A 16,773-nucleotide genomic window follows, 5' to 3' on the forward strand; every position below is an offset into this window, starting at 1 on the left:
TATAAAATATATTTTTTGTTTTAATTTGAAAATAACCTTTGTATTTAAGAAGGTATTCTTTGACCATGAAATGATATAATATAATTATTAAAATGGTGGTGATAGTTATGACTGAAGGAACGTATGAACAGGTAATTAATGAACTTGATCGACTAGGAATTAAATATGGAATGGTCGATCACCCAGCTGCTGAAACAACTGAGCAGGCAGACAAATATATTGAAGGTCATGAGGGTGTTCGGACAAAGACGATGTTTCTGAAGGGAAAGAAGAAGCATTTTTACCTAGTAATTATGGATGATCAGAAGCCAATGGATTTTAAGGAGTTCCAAGAATTAACAGGCGCCAAGCGGGTATCAATGGCGCGTCCAGATGATTTACAAGAACAACTAGGATCCCATGCTGGGGTGGTTTCACCATTTGGCTTGATGAACAGTGAGGAACATAATATCAAAGTATATTTTGATCAGGATATGTTAGCGGAAGATCCAATTTTGACTTTCCATCCGAATGTTAATACTCATACCATCTTTATTAAGACTACTGATTTAATGAAGTTTATTAAAGAACAAGGGTATGATCCGGAAATTATTGACCTATAATTTTGCTTCCCTTCTTTTCCTACGATTAGTCAAGGATAAATTATCAAAAATAAGCGTACACTAAACTAACCTGATTAAAAAGACAATTTAAAAATCAGGTAATCGTGGTATATTGAAAGAGTGAAGTAATTAGTTCTTCACAAGGGACCTCGAGTCCGTATACCGATAACGGTATTTAGTATGGTGCTTAATCATGGATAAAAGGCATTTCAGGGTTTTATTCATACAAGCAACCATCGCGACCTTATTCAGTTTTGGATAAGGCCGTTTTTGCTTTAAATGATAATAGTAATCGACAATATGATTTGGCGCGGCATGTTGTTGGCGAATCATATTTCCGATCGCAAAATAAAGTAGTTTGCGGGCAATGGGATTACCGCGCTTATTGATATGATCTTGATGACCGCCTTGACCAGATTGATACCGCTGAATATCAATTCCCACATAAGCATTTAGCTGGTTGGCATTATCAAAACGACTAATATCACCTAGTTCAGCCATTAATTGGGCCGCGGTCTGCGGCCCTATACCTAGAAATGAAACGTAATACTGAAAAGTCTCATCTTCTTGCGCTGTCGTGATCATTTGCTTAACAATTTTTTCTTTCTGCTTGGTTAATTCAATTAATAATCGGCAATAATAGCGAACTTCGTCCACCTGAACTGAATCCTGACTAGCAGCCGGGTAAGCATCCTGAGCTAACTTTAATAGTTGGTCGGCATACTTGAACCCTTTCATGTTAGAGAGCTTTTTGTCGGTGGACTTAATTAGCCGGTTCTTAAGCTTAGTTCGTGAGAGTAGCTTTACGAAATCTGGATGTGGAAATAGTTCAACGATATTTAAGGCTAATTTAGAAGTTTTATTTTTAAACAGCTGCTTTAGTTCCGGAAAAGTCTGTTCCAGAGCGATATGAAGTTGAACTAGGCGATGGTCCCAGTCATTGTTTAATTGGTTATAGAAACGACTTAACTCGTGGAGCCGAGCGAAGCGTGGTGACTTGGGTACCGTCAATCGAAAAAGATTACCCTGAACGGTTAAAGCAATCTTCCGCGCATCTTGACGATCGGTCTTAACCCGACGAAGATTTTCTGATTTGAGATGTAATTCTAACGGATTTAACCGGCAATATTTTAGTTGATGACTAATACAAAAGTGTTCTACCGGGCTTGAATATATTCCAGTAGCTTCAAAGAAAATAATTGGGTGATCAGCTGCTTGAACCGTTGACAGTAACTGATTAAAACCCGATTGAGTGTGTCTAAAGACGAACTCACCGCGACAGTTCTTTTGATGATACCAAGCAACATTACTTTTCCCCATTGAAACGTCCAGGGCAATAATATCTGCCATTGTAAGACTTCCTTTCTTGAGCTAGGCTAAGCCGTTATCAACGTTTTGTAATTCATTTCCTATACTCGAACTCGTAGTTCCACAACCTGAAAGCAAAATATCAAAGCAAAGATAGCGGAGATTATTTTTTAATACGGACTCGCAGTCCCAGAAGCTATGTGCAACCTTAGCTTTTAGGGTAACAAAAAAGTCCAGAACGATTATTTTCGTTCTGAACTAATCTTAGGTTGTTTCCTACGTTACCCCACCAATCTTGGAAGCGGTGTTCATCAAGAGCTTGTTCGGATACCAGAAGCGGGAGGCCAATAAGATCAGCAGGTTTAATAGCGTTTTTTTGAGCAAGGGGATTGTCTTTTTGCATGGCTAATCCCCACCGATCAGTTTCCGGTAATTGAAGATGATGGTAACTGTCGAGACTACGATGAGCCATTAAGACCGCAAAATCAATGGTACCGTGTTTTAATGCAGTTTCCATTTCATCAGCATTACCGCTAACTAGCCGAATTTCAACATCAGGATAGTCCTGAATAATCTCGCTAAGTACTTCCATGATCCGCTGCATTCCAATACTTTCGCCAGCACCAATTGAGAGTGTCCCAGTAACAACTTGTTCTTTTTGAATATTAGTGGCTGTTTGGTCCGCAAGTTGAATAATTTCTTTTGCCCGGGCTTGGAGATACTCGGCTTCGTCTGTTAAGGTAATTTACCGATGCCCGCGGATAAATAACTTGACACCAAGTTCACTTTCTAAATCTGCAAGCTGCCTTGATAATGTCGGTTGAGATACTAGTAGTTCTTGAGCAGCTTTGGTGATATTTCGTTGTTGGGCGACAGCGAGAAAGTAACGTAAAACCCGAAGTTCCATATGATTCTCTCCCATAACTAAAAGCTATTTTTAACCATATTATATAAGTATTTCACATCATAGCAAAGAGAAAATATAATAATGACAGTTAACTATATAAAAATTGGTGGAAACGTAATTATTTTGCCGAATGTTCATATTGGAACTGATGCGGTAATTGGTGCTGGGTCAATTATTATTCACGATATTCCAGCAGGAGAAAATATTTTATACGTATACGAGGAGAAACAATAATGCAAGAATTACATTTAACTCAAGAATGGGATAAGGTATTTCCTAAAAGTGATCAAGTTGATCACAAAAAAGTAACTTTTACTAACCACTTTGGTAGCGGACCAATACACACCAAAGAACTACGAAGGTAAGTTGCCAGCATTAGCGGTGGCAGGACCTTTTGGGGCAGTCAAGGAACAGTCTAGTGGCTTGTACGCTCAAACGATGGCGGAACGGGGATACTTGACAATTGCCTTCGATCCTTCCTTTACTGGTGAAAGTGGTGGAGATGTGCGTGATGTCTTCTCACTAGATATCAACACTGAAGACTATCAAGCAGCAGTCGACTATTTGAGTAACTTAGATAATGTTGATCCAGAAAAGATTGGCATTATCGGGATTTGTGGTTGGGGAGGAATTTCTCTAAATGCTGCCGCCATTGATCCCCGGATTAAGGCGACTACTGCGGTAACAATGTATGATATGCCACGTGTCGGCTCATGGGGCTACTTCGATCAGGGAACCGCGGAAGAACGTTATGCAAGCAAAAAACAAATTGCTGAGCAACGGACCAAAGAATATGGTAAAAAGGATTTAGCTAAAGCCGGTGGTTGCTATGATTACCCAGCTCCTGATGATCAACCAGATTTTGTTAAGCAATACAGTGCATACTACAAGACTAAACGTGGCTATCACAAGCGTTCCGTCAACTCCAATGAAGGTTGGGTCTTGCAGAGTCAGCCAGCTTGGATGAATACTAAGATCTTAGTTCATCCTGAAGACCTTAAGAATGCAGTTTTGATTGTTCATGGTGAAAAAGCCCACTCACGTTACATGGGTGAAGATACCTTTAAGAAATTAAAGGGTGACAACAAGGAATTAGTGATTGTGCCTAGCGCAACCCATACTGATTTATACGATGGTGGCAATCATAGCTACATTCCGTTTGATAAGATTGATAGTTTCTTTAAGAAGAACTTATAGTAACAATTAGCAAAAACCGAAGCATCCTAGAATTGCGAATATTTCTAGGGTGCTTCGGTTAATTTAAAATGATCAAAATTATTAATACGTTGAAGTAAGTAACTTGCTAATTGTTTCTTCCATTTTGGTTGGCTGGATTACTTGCTCAGCTCGGATTGACTGATTGAATAAGTCTTGAACATTGTTACTTAGCGGTTGTTGGACAACTTTCTGCAAGTCATGAATGGCTGCTAGTCCTGGTGTCGAAACAACTTGTCCTGTAATAGCCTTGTAAACTGTTTCGGGGAATTTATACGGACTAGCCGTTGATACAATGACCGTTGGTGTCTTATCATTATGGCTGGCTTGGTATTGATTAGTAACGAATGAAGCAACAGCCGTATGCGGATCGATTAGGTAACCATCTGCTTTATAAACCCGGTGGATCTCTTGGACGACTTGATCCTGAGTTGCAAATCCGGCAGCAAACTGACGATCTAACTGCGCCTTAATAACCGAGTTGACTTGATAATGACCTTCTTGTACTAATTGATCCATATATTTACTAATTAGTTCAGCATTATTACCAGCTAAATCAAATAATAATCGCTCTAGATTGCTGGATACTAAGATGTCCATTGCAGGTGAATTGGTTAAGTAAAACTGACGCTGACGGTTGTATTCCCCGGTTTTGAAAAAGTCGGTCAGGACATTATTTTCATCAGAGGCACAAATCAATTTATTAATTGGTAATCCTAACTTTTTAGCGTAATAGCCAGCTAGAATATCGCCAAAATTACCAGTAGGGACCGCAAAATTGAGGACATCACCGACCTGAATTTTACCTTTATTTACCAGTTGACCATAGGCACTAAAGTAATAGGCAATCTGTGGAATTAAGCGCCCAATATTCATTGAATTAGCTGAGGAGAATTGATAGCTGTTTTGTTGTAGTTGCTGATTAAATGTGGTGTCGTTAAAAATTCGTTTAACTTCAGTTTGGGCATCGTCAAAATTACCTTCAATCGCAATAGCAGTAAGGTTATTCCCTCGTTGACCTAACATTTGTTTCAATTGAACGGGACTAACTCCCCCATGAGGATAAAAGACAATTACTTGTGTACCAGACTGATTACTAAATCCCCGCATAGCTGCTGTTCCAGTATCACCAGAAGTAGCAGTTAAAATAATAATTTTATTACTGATTTGTTCAATAGTAACTGCTGAGGTCATTAGATAGGGAAGAATTTGCAGTGCAACATCTTTAAAGGCTAAAGTCGGTCCATGAAAAAGTTCTAGGTAGTAATTATTTGAATGACTATTAGAAATAGGGGTAATTTGTTGACTATCCCATTGGTCGCCATAAGCCTGCTCGATACTTTTTTGTAGCTGATCAGGGGTAAAATCGTTGAAAAACAGGGTTAGAATCAGGTGTACAATTTGCTGATAAGTCATCTTAGGTAAGTTTTCGATCGGTAAAGATGAAGAAGGAAATTTGGTGGGGACTAGCAAACCACCGTCATCTGCTAGCCCCTTAATAATGGCTTGGGGTGCGTTTAAGTTTTTATCTAGTGGGCCGCGTGTACTACGGTATTGCATATCATTACCTCCAATTATGACTAAAATCGTAACTCTTTGTTTGATATTGTACCTGTCTTAACGGTATGTTACAATCGGAAAATGAAAAAATAATGAGAAAATGAGGTGGCATTATGGAAACCGTTCAGATAGGAATGCTAGGTCTTGGAACAGTTGGATCTGGCGTACTACAAATGATTCAGAATAATGAAGATAAGGTGGCTAATGTCACCGGTCGGCAACTTAATGTTAAAAAAGTATTAGTAAAACATCCCGAGCGTCATCAGAAAGTCCAGGGAGGAATCGAGTTAACGACTGATATTCAGGAAATTATCAATGATCAAGAAATTCAAATTGTGGTAGAGCTGATTGGTGGAATCCACCCTGCAAAAGACTATATTGAAATGGCATTACGCTCCCGAAAAAACGTTGTAACGGCAAATAAGGACTTGATTGCAACATATGGACCAGAATTAAGCCGACTAGCCCATGATAATGATTGCGATCTAATGTATGAAGCAAGTGTCGCTGGGGGAATTCCAATTTTACGGACAATTAATAATAGTTTCTCTGCTGACAAAATAACGGAGGTCAAGGGAATTGTTAACGGAACCACTAACTACATTTTGACACAGATGAGTCAGCAAGGGTGGTCGTACGAAAAGGCATTACGCGAAGCACAAAAATTAGGTTTTGCTGAGGCAGATCCAACGAATGACGTTACTGGAAAAGATGCTGCATTTAAAATGGTAATCCTTAGTCAGTTTGCATTCGGTATTCAATTAACGATTAATGATTTTAACGTAACTGGAATTGACCGATTGAGCGCCTTCGATGTTCAACAAGCGGGGAAATTTGGTTATGTAATTAAGCTAGTAGGGATTTCGCGGGTAATTAATGATGGCGTCTTTGTCGAAGTAGCTCCGGTTTTGGTCCCAGTAGATCATCCGTTAGCTACCATCAATAATGAATACAATGCAGTAATGGTCACTGGTCAAGCGGTAGGAGACACCCTGTTTTATGGGCGTGGTGCAGGTGGATTGCCGACAGCAAATAGTGTTTTAAGTGATATCACTTCAGTTACTAAGAATCTTGTGTTAAAAACTAACGGTAACTTCTTTAATAATTATCAGCAGCGTTATATCCCAGCTACTACTGATCAAGTTGCATATCCATACTTTTTATCCATTACGATGCCGGATATAACTGGTCAAATGCTTAAGTTAACGCAAATTATGACAGAGATTAATGCCAGTTTTAGCCAAATTACCCAAACAGAAGCAAATGGAATAGCTCGGATAGTAATTATTACTCATGCAATGAGCGGGTCGCAGTTACATGAATTTAAGGTACAGATTGCTAGTGAACCAACCATTAATCTTGATGCTGCTTATAAGGTTTTAAAATAATGGGGGATGAGTAAATGAAAATTAAGGTTCCTGCTTCCAGTGCCAATCTTGGCCCAGGTTTTGATTCAATTGGACTTGCGGTTTCACTATACTTAAATGTAGCGGTTAAGGAATCTGCTAAAGAATGGCAAGTCGATCACCAGTTAGGAGATTTACCGCATGATGAGCATAATATGATCGTTCAAACGGCTCTCCAGGTTGCGCCCCAACTCTCGCCCCAACATCTTGAAGTCAGCAGTGATATTCCGCTTACTCATGGGTTAGGAAGCAGTTCCAGCGCAATTGTTGCTGGGATTGAATTAGCAAACCAACTAGCAAATCTCAAATTAACCAAGGCAGCTAAGGTAGAAATTGCCAGTCAAATAGAGGGCCATCCTGATAATGTTGCTCCAGCAATCCTTGGTGGCTTAGTGATTGGGACTAACATTGACCAGCATTTCGATGCTGTGGAAGCTCCTTTACCACCATATGATTTTGTTGCTTATATTCCAGCGTATAGCTTAGCAACCAAAAAAGCTCGGGCAGTTTTACCACGTCAGTTAGACTACCATTCTGCCATCCATGCTAGTGCAGTTGCTAATACATTAGTAGCAGCTTTATTTAAACAAGATTACTCATTGGTAAGTGAACTTATGGAGGATGATAACTTCCATGAACAGTATCGGGCACAATTAGTACCGGAGTTAATGCCAATTCGGCAAGTAGGTCATGTTTATGGTGCAGCGACATACTTAAGTGGAGCCGGTCCCACGGTTATGACAATGATTATCCCAGACAAAACGGCAGCATTTATTGAAGCACTCCGTAAAAAAGGATTATCTGATCGCATTGAAGTTTTACATCCAGATCGTAATGGTGTGGTCGTCGACGATCAGTAAATTATAGTTTTCAAAGAGGCTATCCTTTTGGGCTTGATAGTGATAACTATTCAGAAAATAATAAAAGAGAATAACCAGTAATTTACTTCGAAGGGATCTCCCTGAGCTAATAGTTACGGGTTATTCTCTTTTATTATTTTTCATAAACTGATCGTTTTAACACACCGACATAGGGAAGATTACGGTAAAGGCCATTATAATCAAGACCATAGCCAACGATAAATTCATTAGGAACTGTAAAACCAAGGTAATCAATTTTTACAGGTGTTTCACGACGTTCAGGTTTATCCAGAAGTGAACAAATTTCAACACTCTTTGCGCCACGACTAGCGAACAGTTTGTTCAAAAACTCTAAAGTATGTCCGGTATCGATAATGTCTTCAACCATTAAAACTGGTCTACCACTAACGTCATGGGAAAGGTCACGTAACAAACGTACTTTACCTGACGATTTAGAACTATCTTCATAGCTGGAAACATCGACATAATCGATATTCAGCTTAAAATCAAGTCTCTTCATTAATTCAGCCGCAAACATCATTGCTCCAGTCATCACTGGCACAACTACTGGAAATTCATCGTGGTATTTAGCAGAAATGGTAGTTGCCAATTCGTCGATTCTGTGATCAATTTGTGCTTGAGAATACAAAACTTTTTCAATGTCGTTATCCATTCTAATTCTCCCTTATAATGTTCGATATTTACGAACAATATAACTGGTTAGTATTTATTAACGTTAGCATTTTATCATAAGTCGTGGCAATTTAAAGACTTTTTAAAAGAAAATTATGATAGTCTAACCGGAAAACATTTAAATTTCATGATTAGCTCTTGATCGCTTAAATCGTTAATTAAAATCTTTTATAATGGATAAATAGAAACTTACCAAGTATAAAGGGAGGGGAGCGTTTTGCAAAAAATCATCGCTAAACGAGTTTCAATGTTGGAACTATTTTATGACCTGATTTTTGTCTATGCAATTTCTAAAATCACCGCAATGATTCATCATCCCGTTGCAGGTGGTATTCCGCTATTTAATTATATTGAATTTGTTTTTGTTGTTATTATGGTAATGCAGATTTGGCTTTATCAGGCATTATATATTAATCGCTTCGGCAAAAGTCGCATCATTGATACAATTGGTTTGCTAATCAGTATGTATGCAATGACTTATCTTGCTAATAATATCAACACTGAATGGTCGGTCACATTTAGAACTTTTAATTCGGCAGTGGTACTAATAGTCGCTGGTTTAATTTGGCAGTACCTCTGTGGTTCGGGAAAACACCCGATGCGTGATCATGATGTCCGGGCCTTTGCAGTAACCTTAATATTAGAATTGATTGCTGTGTTAAGCGGCTTACTAATAGGTTATCACTATGGCATTTTCCTGTGTGTATTAGGTGGCTTGATTGGCTTTTTAATGCCATTAGCTGTGTATCAACAATTTGTTCCAAAGAACGTGAACTTTCCGCACTTAGTAGAACGACTCGGCTTAATTATTATCATTACTTTTGGTGAATCGTTAGTTAATATTACGCGCTATTTCAATGGTTCGATAATTCAGCTATTTCCTGCATTAATTTTTGTACTACTGGTGACAATGTTTGGTGCATATATTATTCAGGACGAACTACTTATTAATCACCACCAGCGTTCACGTGGGTTCGTCCTCATGTACTCTCACGTATTCATGGTGATTTCCCTTCTCTCAATGACGGCAGGACTCGATTATCTTGCAGAATCGGGAGTATCACGGCTTAATTTATGGCTATTATTGTCGATCAGCATTTTGGGATACTATCTATGTCTTGTGGCAAATGGCGTTTATAACCATCGTGATGTTAAATTACAGTTAACTGATTATTGCGTAATGTTGCTGATCTTCCTAATCAGCGCGGGAATTTCATTTTATGGGATGCAAAGTAACTGTGGCTTAATGATTGGGTTTGCCCTTTGTGGCATTAGTGAATTTCTATGGTTATTAAAGATAAGCCGAGTAAGGAAATAGTTAAAGACTGAAGAACGGGATGGAGAATTTGATAAAGGCGAATTCTCTATCCCGTTTTCGGTAAAAAAGATCTACTTATTTCAAGACATAAATATGAAATTGAAATAACTACTTTTTAGCTAATTGTTTTTAATTATTTCTTGATATACCTGCTCGTCTGTATCGCCTTCGGTATTAATGACTAGTACTCGCGCTTTGGCGTCTAATCCTATTTTTTTACGGAGGTGTTGATCCTGGAGAACGGCATTAACGTGGGCAAAGGCTGCAACTCCAGATTCACCGGAAATAATTTTTGAATCAGTTCCAATGGGGGTTGATAGGGTGCGCATTCCAATTCGTGCAACGTTATCTGTCAGTGTTCCATAAAAGCTGGCAGTATCACGAATTACTGGAAATGAAATTAAACTTGGTGTCTGACAATTTAGCCCAGCCATAATCGTGCGAGGTGATCCAGGAACGGTGTGCAAGTTATTATCCGCTACCTGTGCGGATAGATAGTAACAGGCAACAGTTGCTGGTTCAACAATTGTAATTACTGGGCGTTTATCTTTTGGCAATAAACTATATAAGGCATCGATAATTCCAGATGATAATTGACCGACTCCTGCTTGTAAGAAGATATGTGTAGGATAATTGTCGGTGTCTATTTGTCTAAGAATTTCGATGACGATAATAGAATATCCTGCAGAAATCGCTTGTGGAATTTCTGTATAGCCTTCCCAAGCCATATCTTGAATTAAAATCCCGTTTGGATCTTTGTCAGCAAGCTGTTTAGCAAGCTGAACAGTATCGTCGTAGTTTTTATCTGTTATTTCTACATTCACATTATTAAACGCAGCAATATGTTCTGCACGTATCTTAGTTGAACCTGCAGGCATCTTAACTATTGCGTGAATGCCTAATTTTTCGGCCGCCCAAGCCACACCGCGCCCATGATTACCATCAGTAGCAGTATAAAAAGTGATTTGGTCAGCGACTTTTCTTATCAACGGTGTCATTAATTGAGAATATTTCAAATACTTTGTTGCTAATCCGGTTTGCTTAGCAATACAATATGCCATTGCGTATAAACCACCGGTAGCTTTAAAGGCTTTTAGGGCTTTGCTAAATCGTTGAGATTCATCTTTTACATAAAGGCTACCGATATTATTCTTTTTAGCATACTGCTTCAAATTAATTAATGGTGTTGGCTGATAAAATGGTACTGATTGATAAAAATTTGCAACTTGTTTCACGATTTCAGCATCGTTAAAAGGATGATTGCTAATTTTAAATGGTGATTTAATAAGTTTGATTTCTGTCATAATTAGTTTCCTTCTTAATATTCAAGCTAACAAAGTCTGATGATCTATGTCAAATACGCTTACTTAGAAAGTAATGGCACTACTAACCTTATTTTTAGCGAGTACAATAGTTTAATATCATATTTGACTTAATGAGCGCTCAACGAAATATTAAAAAAACATTAGAAAAATCTTGACATTTTATAATCAATCATGTAAAGTATTTAGCAAATAAACGGTATGAATAACCACTGAGAATAGGAAATTAGCTTTTCTTTAACTAGTCAGCGAACCCAAATTAGTGAGAGTGGGAATAGTAAAGGATAGTGAAAGTAGCCTAGGAGTGGCTCAGGTGAGAGCAATCGTAGCCTTAGCCGGGTGCGCCCGTTATAGCGTCAACGTATCTAGTTTTTTTGCTATGTACGGGGTAAGGGAGTAGTAGTGATATTACTCTGAAGATAAGGTGGTAACACGCGTGATAGCGTCCTTGTAAGCAGTTAGCTTATGAGGACGTTTTTTTATACCAGTTTAATTAATTATTACTGAGAGGGATGTTTAAAATGAAAACAACTAAAGCGAGTATTAGACAGTCGATAATTATTGCATCATTGATTTTTGGAATGTTATTTGGAGCAGGAAATCTAATTTTCCCAGTTCACTTGGGTCAGCTAGCTGGTAGTCACTGGTTAATAGCGAGTAGTGGCTTTCTTATTTCTGGAGTATTGATTCCCTTGATGGCCTTGCTAGCAATTAGCATTACCAAGTCAAACGGCATTTATGACCTTGCACTGCCGAACGGTCGGACTTATGCACTAATCTTTTTAATCCTCGTTCATGCAACTTTGGGACCATTATTTGCAACGCCCCGGACGGCAACCGTTCCTTATGAAATTGGGATTGCTCCTTATTTATCTAAGGCAGCTAATTCTTGGGGACTATTAATCTACTCATCAATTTTCTTTAGTTTGGTTTATCTTTTTTCCAATCATGAGGGTAAAATTGCTACTTTAATCGGTAAAATCTTAAATCCCTTATTTCTAGGATTACTATTTCTGATTTTCTTACTAGCATTCAGTAATCCGTTAGGCGCTGGTAGTACTGCTAATATAACCGCGGCATATACAAATCATGCTTTTTCTAATGGCTTTTTACAAGGATATAATACTATGGATGGTTTAGCCGCATTAGCTTTTGGAATTACAATTATTACTGCAATTAAAGAATTAGGAATTAAAAAATTGCGACAAATATCGCTTGCAACGGCTAAAAGTGGTTTTTGGGGAATCAGTGGAGTTGCAATTATCTACTTAGCTTTAATTTGGTTAGGAGCGACTAGCTTACACCAATTTAAACCTGCATTAAATGGTGGGATTACGCTTGCCCAAATTTCTCATTATTACTTAGGAACAGCTGGAGATGCGATCTTAGCAACATTAGCTACTGTTACTTGCATGACTTCTGCAATGGGGCTCGTAATTGCCTTTTCGCAAGACTTCCATCGTCGATTCCCCAAAATTTCTTATCGAACATTTTTGCGATTTAACTGCGGGCTGTCATTCTTATTCGCTAATCTAGGTCTTAATCAAATCATTGCATGGTCAACGCCAATCCTAATGTTCCTTTATCCGTTAGCAATTACTTTAATTATTTTAGGCTTGCTTTCGCCACTATTTAAAAAGGATCCGTTAGTTTACCGAATTACAACTGGATTAACTCTGATTCCGGCATTCTTTGATATGTTAAATGCGTTACCTGCTAATTTGCATGAAAGTCAATTATTGCAAACGCTACTTGAATTTGCTCAACGGTTCTTCCCATTTTTCAGCTTAGGGTTTGGCTGGCTGAGTTTTGGAATTGTGGGATTAATTTTAGGACTTGCTAGTTATGTATTAAAAGAAAGGAAGAAAACAGCGTTAGCAAATGATTAATTGTTAATTTTAGGTCACTGACATAAGTTATATTACCTAAATAAAATACAAACGACGCAGTCCACAAATGGGCTTCAGTTTGGTAAATTGAACTTGAAAACAAAGCACGGAATAATGATAAATTATCATTATCCTGTGCTTTTTCTTGTATTATTTAATAATCTGTAGCAAGCTACACATATTGAGAGAGGGGATGCTCAAAAATGAAGTCAAAAAGACTACCTACACAAGATTATATTGGACCTCAAATCAAAACTCTGAGTATTTTGATTGAAAAAAAGATGAATGCTCAATTAGTTGCCAATGGAATTAACTTAACGGGGACCCAAATTTCAATTTTAGCCTTTTTATATGATCATCAAAAGACGGTAACCCAAAAAGAAATTGAATTAAAGTTCAAAATTAGTCACCCTACCGTGCGAGAAATAATTCGGCGATTGGTTGCATTGAATGTAGTTGAAACAACTACAAGCGATCAGGACAGACGTCAAATTCTTTTAATGTTGTCGACTCAAGGGCAAAAATTTATGAAAGAAAATCTGAAGATAATTCAGGATCCAGCTAAGAAGATGGAATCAAGATTACGAGATAATATTAGAGAGTCAGATTACGAAATTTTTCAGCAGGTTTTGCATCAGATGATTAATAATTTGCAATAACCTGCCTTATTTTAGTTAAAAGTGTAGCTAGCTACGTTTCTAAGGAGGGAAATTTATGATTACAATTGATACACCTAATAAGCAAAAAGTAAAAATGATAGCAGTATTAATCTTTGGAGCATTTATAATGATGCTTACCGAAACATTTTTCAACAATGCTTTACCAACAATTATTAATCAATACAGTGTTAGCCAGTCAATCGCGCAATGGGTCAGCACGGGCTACCAACTTGTGACAGGATTAATGATTCCTTTATCTGCATGGTTTTTTCACCGTTTTAATACTAAACATACTTTCATTAGCTTGTTACTGATTTTTTACTGGGTTCAATTTGTGGCTTCTTAGCAAGTAATTTCTGGCTATTATTATTTGGCCGATTAATTCAAGCGATCGCTGCCGGGGCAATGATTCCTTTAATTCAAAATGTAGTTCTCGTACTCTATCCTCAAGAAAAACGAGGCTTTATTATGGGAATAATTGGTTTGGTGATTGCATTTGGCCCAGCGCTAGGTCCAACGGTTGGTGGATGGATCATTGATAACCTAGGTTTAAAATGGTTATTTGGAATTTTAGTTCCCCTAATCATTATCTTACTAGCTATCAGTCTTTTTAATGCTAAAAATGTTCATAAGATTGACCGAACACAAAGAGTTGACTGGCTATCTGTAGTAGAATCTTGTCTTGGCTTTGGGGCGCTATTATATGGCTTCTCTGATATCAGTAATATGGGAACAATTAATTTTACAAATGGCTTTATCACAATAATGGGGTTTGTCGTATTAATATTTTTCTGCTGGCGACAATTAAAGTTAGAAAAGCCATTAGTGAATTTAAGGGTTTTTAAAAATTATACTTTTAATTTAACAACTATTTTAAGTGCAATTAGTAATATCGCATTACTTAGTGTTGAGTTAGTCTTACCACTATATTTACAGCGAGTTCATGGCCTTTCCGTATTTCAGGCTGGACTGATGCTCTTACCTGGAGCAATTTTGGAAGGGATAACGAGTCCGATTGCTGGAAGACTATATGATAAATTCGGTATTAAGAAACTCTCATTAATTGGCTACGCTATTATTATTTTGGGGACTATGCCAATGATGTTTTTTACTCCAGAGACTAATTTGCTACTTGTTGCAGGGGCATATGCTTTCCGAATTATTGGAATTGCTACTGTAATGATGCCAACGTTCACAGAAGGACTTAATGCGTTACCAATTAACTTATACGTTCATGGAAATGCTGCAGCATCGACTGTTCGCTAGATTGCCGGTTCACTTGGAACAGCAGTATTAATGATGATTATCGCCTTTGGTAGTAAGCATGTAGCAGGTAACAAAATGCTGCTGGCTGAGCAGCTTAACTATGGCTATCGATACGCATTTTTAGCTTCCTTTATTTTTGCTTTAATTGGTTTTGTTTTATCATTTTGGTTGAAATCAAAACAGCAGTAACTTCATAGTGAGAAAAACACCGAAAATCGGCTGGCAAGCTGATTTTCGGTGTTTTCTGTTGAGTTAATTCTCAGTCTCTAAACATTAATCATCCCAAACTTTCTTAGCAACGTTAAATGCAGACCAAGCATTCGGCCAACCAACGTAAAAGGCAAGTTGGGTAATTATTTCTGCAATTTCATCTTTAGTAATTCCATTCTTTTTAGCAGTTTCCATATGGTAAGGAAGTTGCTCAAAGGCTCCCTTAGTAATTAATGCCGTAACAGTCAAGAAACTCCGATCACGAGGACTTAATTCCTTTTCTCGGGACCAAACTTGTCCGAATAATACATCATCGTTTAATTCAGCAAATTTTGGTGCAAAATCACCTAATTGATCGCGTCCAGCAGTTTGTTTCTTAGCCATGATAAAGACTCGTTTCAAAGTTCTTTTTAGTTATCTTTAATATAAACTAGATCAAATAAAATAAGAAATACTCATATTAAGTAATTATCTATGCAAAAACTGAATTTTAAATAACAAAGGGGGGGTAAATTGAATGAAGTTATAAAGAGTTATAAAATGAGGAGTCATAGTAATAAATAATCCATTTACTACGAGCTTTGGAACTGTTCCAAGTGTTTTTCTTGATCGGGACTCTCTTTCGCAGCGGGTAATTACTGAATTAAACAGCGGTAATTCTCCATTCCAAATATCCTTGATTTATGGACAATGTGGAGCAGGGAAGACAACACTAATGACTGATGTTGCCAATGGACTAGAAAAAAGTAGTTAATTAAATGTTAGACGATGATTTTCTTGATTCGCTAACTACGCAATTACGAGAGAAACTGGTTACTCTTAAATTATTTAGTGAGGTCGATTTAAAAATCGAATTTAAGGGAATTCAATTTAATACTTCAATGGGCAACGATAATAAAGAAGCAAATTTTCAAACTATTTTTCATCGTCTCCTACAAAAGTTTACGCAAAAAGGAATTAACATTATATAATTATGATATAATTATATTCGAGGTGACCGTGATGAAATATAAAACAGTTAAGGCGCGAAAGCAGGGAACTTCAATGACCCTGACTATTCCAGCGCAATTTAAGGTCTGTGAAAATGCATTATTTGAACCAAAACTATTAGATAACGGAACAATTCAGTATTCTCCAATTGTGAGTGATGCTGATATTGAACATGATCGTAAAATGATTGAACAGTCTTTCAAATATGATCAGCTACTTACCGAAGAAGATATGGAAAAACGTTTTGGAAAGTATGGCTGGGGACAAGATGAAGATTAAATATACGCCAAGCTTTGCTGATTCCCTAGAACATACGATTTTATATTGGCAGAACGAGCTAAAATTATCCACCGTCAAAATTCATCAATTTACGTCACATATTGATAAGAAAATCAAATTAATTGGTGCTTATCCTGGAATAGGAACCGATGTTACTGAGCTGTATGGCTTTGAGAAACAGACTTACCGTATCTTAATTGGTCATAGTTACGGTATCTTTTACCGATTAGACCAGGCTAATAATCAAATTATTATTGGCGCAATCTTTAATACTGCAGAAATGAAAGTT

At 37.5% G+C, this 16,773-nt stretch carries 17 protein-coding genes and 2 pseudogenes; 12 read left to right on the forward strand and 7 right to left on the reverse strand.

Annotated features, from left to right (window positions below):
- Positions 1-107 precede the first annotated feature (107 nt).
- Positions 108-602, forward strand: coding sequence for a prolyl-tRNA synthetase associated domain-containing protein (locus HMPREF0549_RS04485; protein ID WP_040531182.1), 495 nt, complete (start codon positions 108-110; stop codon positions 600-602).
- Positions 603-731: 129 nt separating this feature from the next.
- Here the strand turns inward: HMPREF0549_RS04485 and HMPREF0549_RS04490 are convergent, their stop codons facing one another.
- The 3 genes from HMPREF0549_RS04490 to HMPREF0549_RS10205 all read right to left on the reverse strand — a co-directional run bounded on the left by HMPREF0549_RS04490 (position 732) and on the right by HMPREF0549_RS10205 (position 2,817).
- Positions 732-1,952, reverse strand: a complete 1,221-nt coding sequence (locus HMPREF0549_RS04490; protein WP_003717068.1) for an IS110 family RNA-guided transposase — start codon at positions 1,950-1,952, stop codon at positions 732-734.
- A gap of 166 nt (positions 1,953-2,118) precedes the next feature.
- Positions 2,119-2,655: a LysR family transcriptional regulator gene (locus tag HMPREF0549_RS10105; RefSeq protein ID WP_309299738.1), complete on the reverse strand. Its 537-nt coding sequence runs from the start codon at positions 2,653-2,655 to the stop codon at positions 2,119-2,121.
- Positions 2,656-2,817: a LysR family transcriptional regulator gene (locus HMPREF0549_RS10205; RefSeq protein ID WP_202813198.1), complete on the reverse strand. Its 162-nt coding sequence runs from the start codon at positions 2,815-2,817 to the stop codon at positions 2,656-2,658.
- Positions 2,818-2,898: 81 nt separating this feature from the next.
- Here HMPREF0549_RS10205 and HMPREF0549_RS09495 point away from each other — a divergent pair, with 81 nt between their 5' ends.
- Both HMPREF0549_RS09495 and HMPREF0549_RS04500 read left to right on the forward strand, forming a co-directional pair.
- The gene (locus HMPREF0549_RS09495; protein ID WP_003717071.1) at positions 2,899-3,051 is read left to right on the forward strand and encodes a hypothetical protein; all 153 of its coding nucleotides are present in this window, start codon (positions 2,899-2,901) and stop codon (positions 3,049-3,051) included.
- Positions 3,051-4,014: pseudogene (locus HMPREF0549_RS04500) on the forward strand (alpha/beta hydrolase). The gene HMPREF0549_RS09495 and the pseudogene HMPREF0549_RS04500 overlap by 1 nt, the downstream one beginning before the upstream one ends.
- 81 nt (positions 4,015-4,095) lie before the next feature.
- Here the strand turns inward: HMPREF0549_RS04500 and thrC are convergent.
- Complete coding sequence (gene thrC / locus HMPREF0549_RS04505) at positions 4,096-5,592, reverse strand: threonine synthase (protein WP_003717073.1); 1,497 nt, start codon at positions 5,590-5,592, stop codon at positions 4,096-4,098.
- 113 nt (positions 5,593-5,705) lie between these two features.
- Here thrC and HMPREF0549_RS04510 point away from each other — a divergent pair, with 113 nt between their 5' ends.
- Positions 5,706-6,980: a homoserine dehydrogenase gene (locus HMPREF0549_RS04510; protein ID WP_003717074.1), complete on the forward strand. Its 1,275-nt coding sequence runs from the start codon at positions 5,706-5,708 to the stop codon at positions 6,978-6,980.
- 14 nt (positions 6,981-6,994) lie between these two features.
- A complete protein-coding gene (gene thrB / locus HMPREF0549_RS04515) occupies positions 6,995-7,858 on the forward strand; it encodes a homoserine kinase (RefSeq protein ID WP_003717075.1) in 864 nt (287 codons plus the stop codon).
- Positions 7,859-7,991: 133 nt separating this feature from the next.
- On the opposite strand, the gene hpt is transcribed toward thrB, so the two are convergent.
- The gene (hpt, locus tag HMPREF0549_RS04520; protein ID WP_003717076.1) at positions 7,992-8,531 is read right to left on the reverse strand and encodes a hypoxanthine phosphoribosyltransferase; all 540 of its coding nucleotides are present in this window, start codon (positions 8,529-8,531) and stop codon (positions 7,992-7,994) included.
- Between the two features lie 237 nt (positions 8,532-8,768).
- Here hpt and HMPREF0549_RS04525 point away from each other — a divergent pair, with 237 nt between their 5' ends.
- Positions 8,769-9,869: a low temperature requirement protein A gene (locus tag HMPREF0549_RS04525; RefSeq protein ID WP_040531186.1), complete on the forward strand. Its 1,101-nt coding sequence runs from the start codon at positions 8,769-8,771 to the stop codon at positions 9,867-9,869.
- 119 nt (positions 9,870-9,988) lie between these two features.
- On the opposite strand, the gene HMPREF0549_RS04530 is transcribed toward HMPREF0549_RS04525, so the two are convergent.
- Complete coding sequence (locus HMPREF0549_RS04530; protein WP_003717078.1) at positions 9,989-11,173, reverse strand: diaminopropionate ammonia-lyase; 1,185 nt, start codon at positions 11,171-11,173, stop codon at positions 9,989-9,991.
- 539 nt (positions 11,174-11,712) lie between these two features.
- Here HMPREF0549_RS04530 and brnQ point away from each other — a divergent pair.
- The 4 genes and pseudogenes from brnQ (at position 11,713) to HMPREF0549_RS09735 (ending at position 15,194) form a co-directional block, all read left to right on the forward strand.
- The gene (gene brnQ / locus HMPREF0549_RS04535) at positions 11,713-13,080 is read left to right on the forward strand and encodes a branched-chain amino acid transport system II carrier protein (protein WP_040531189.1); all 1,368 of its coding nucleotides are present in this window, start codon (positions 11,713-11,715) and stop codon (positions 13,078-13,080) included.
- Between the two features lie 203 nt (positions 13,081-13,283).
- Positions 13,284-13,739, forward strand: coding sequence for a MarR family winged helix-turn-helix transcriptional regulator (locus HMPREF0549_RS04540; protein WP_003717080.1), 456 nt, complete (start codon positions 13,284-13,286; stop codon positions 13,737-13,739).
- A gap of 130 nt (positions 13,740-13,869) precedes the next feature.
- Positions 13,870-15,005 (forward strand): annotated as a pseudogene (locus HMPREF0549_RS04545) (DHA2 family efflux MFS transporter permease subunit).
- 30 nt (positions 15,006-15,035) lie between these two features.
- Positions 15,036-15,194, forward strand: coding sequence for a hypothetical protein (locus HMPREF0549_RS09735; RefSeq protein ID WP_003717083.1), 159 nt, complete (start codon positions 15,036-15,038; stop codon positions 15,192-15,194).
- Between the two features lie 84 nt (positions 15,195-15,278).
- Here the strand turns inward: HMPREF0549_RS09735 and HMPREF0549_RS04550 are convergent, their stop codons facing one another.
- Positions 15,279-15,599 (reverse strand): carboxymuconolactone decarboxylase family protein, encoded by a 321-nt coding sequence (locus HMPREF0549_RS04550; RefSeq protein WP_003717084.1) that lies wholly within the window; start codon positions 15,597-15,599, stop codon positions 15,279-15,281.
- A 618-nt stretch (positions 15,600-16,217) separates the two neighbouring features.
- On the opposite strand from HMPREF0549_RS04550, the gene HMPREF0549_RS09970 reads away from it, so the two are divergent.
- Together HMPREF0549_RS09970 and HMPREF0549_RS09865 are read left to right on the forward strand one after the other, a co-directional pair.
- Complete coding sequence (locus HMPREF0549_RS09970; RefSeq protein WP_003717086.1) at positions 16,218-16,484, forward strand: hypothetical protein; 267 nt, start codon at positions 16,218-16,220, stop codon at positions 16,482-16,484.
- On the forward strand, positions 16,474-16,773 hold a 300-nt coding region (locus tag HMPREF0549_RS09865), incomplete at its 3' end, for a type II toxin-antitoxin system RelE/ParE family toxin (RefSeq protein WP_003717087.1). The genes HMPREF0549_RS09970 and HMPREF0549_RS09865, both read left to right, overlap by 11 nt.

Source organism: Limosilactobacillus vaginalis DSM 5837 = ATCC 49540, from assembly GCF_000159435.1.
Classification (GTDB): Bacteria; Bacillota; Bacilli; order Lactobacillales; family Lactobacillaceae; genus Limosilactobacillus; species Limosilactobacillus vaginalis.

Excerpts from the sequence above, each read along its gene's own strand:
- HMPREF0549_RS04485 (WP_040531182.1), top strand. The coding sequence starts at position 108 with ATGACTGAAGGAACGTATGAACAGGTAATTAATGAACTTGATCGACTA.
- HMPREF0549_RS04490 (WP_003717068.1), bottom strand. The coding sequence starts at position 1,952 with ATGGCAGATATTATTGCCCTGGACGTTTCAATGGGGAAAAGTAATGTT.
- HMPREF0549_RS10205 (WP_202813198.1), bottom strand. The coding sequence starts at position 2,817 with ATGGAACTTCGGGTTTTACGTTACTTTCTCGCTGTCGCCCAACAACGA.
- HMPREF0549_RS09495 (WP_003717071.1), top strand. The coding sequence starts at position 2,899 with ATGACAGTTAACTATATAAAAATTGGTGGAAACGTAATTATTTTGCCG.
- thrC (WP_003717073.1), bottom strand. The coding sequence starts at position 5,592 with ATGCAATACCGTAGTACACGCGGCCCACTAGATAAAAACTTAAACGCA.
- HMPREF0549_RS04510 (WP_003717074.1), top strand. The coding sequence starts at position 5,706 with ATGGAAACCGTTCAGATAGGAATGCTAGGTCTTGGAACAGTTGGATCT.
- thrB (WP_003717075.1), top strand. The coding sequence starts at position 6,995 with ATGAAAATTAAGGTTCCTGCTTCCAGTGCCAATCTTGGCCCAGGTTTT.
- hpt (WP_003717076.1), bottom strand. The coding sequence starts at position 8,531 with ATGGATAACGACATTGAAAAAGTTTTGTATTCTCAAGCACAAATTGAT.
- HMPREF0549_RS04530 (WP_003717078.1), bottom strand. The coding sequence starts at position 11,173 with ATGACAGAAATCAAACTTATTAAATCACCATTTAAAATTAGCAATCAT.
- brnQ (WP_040531189.1), top strand. The coding sequence starts at position 11,713 with ATGAAAACAACTAAAGCGAGTATTAGACAGTCGATAATTATTGCATCA.
- HMPREF0549_RS04540 (WP_003717080.1), top strand. The coding sequence starts at position 13,284 with ATGAAGTCAAAAAGACTACCTACACAAGATTATATTGGACCTCAAATC.
- HMPREF0549_RS09735 (WP_003717083.1), top strand. The coding sequence starts at position 15,036 with ATGATGATTATCGCCTTTGGTAGTAAGCATGTAGCAGGTAACAAAATG.
- HMPREF0549_RS04550 (WP_003717084.1), bottom strand. The coding sequence starts at position 15,599 with ATGGCTAAGAAACAAACTGCTGGACGCGATCAATTAGGTGATTTTGCA.
- HMPREF0549_RS09970 (WP_003717086.1), top strand. The coding sequence starts at position 16,218 with ATGAAATATAAAACAGTTAAGGCGCGAAAGCAGGGAACTTCAATGACC.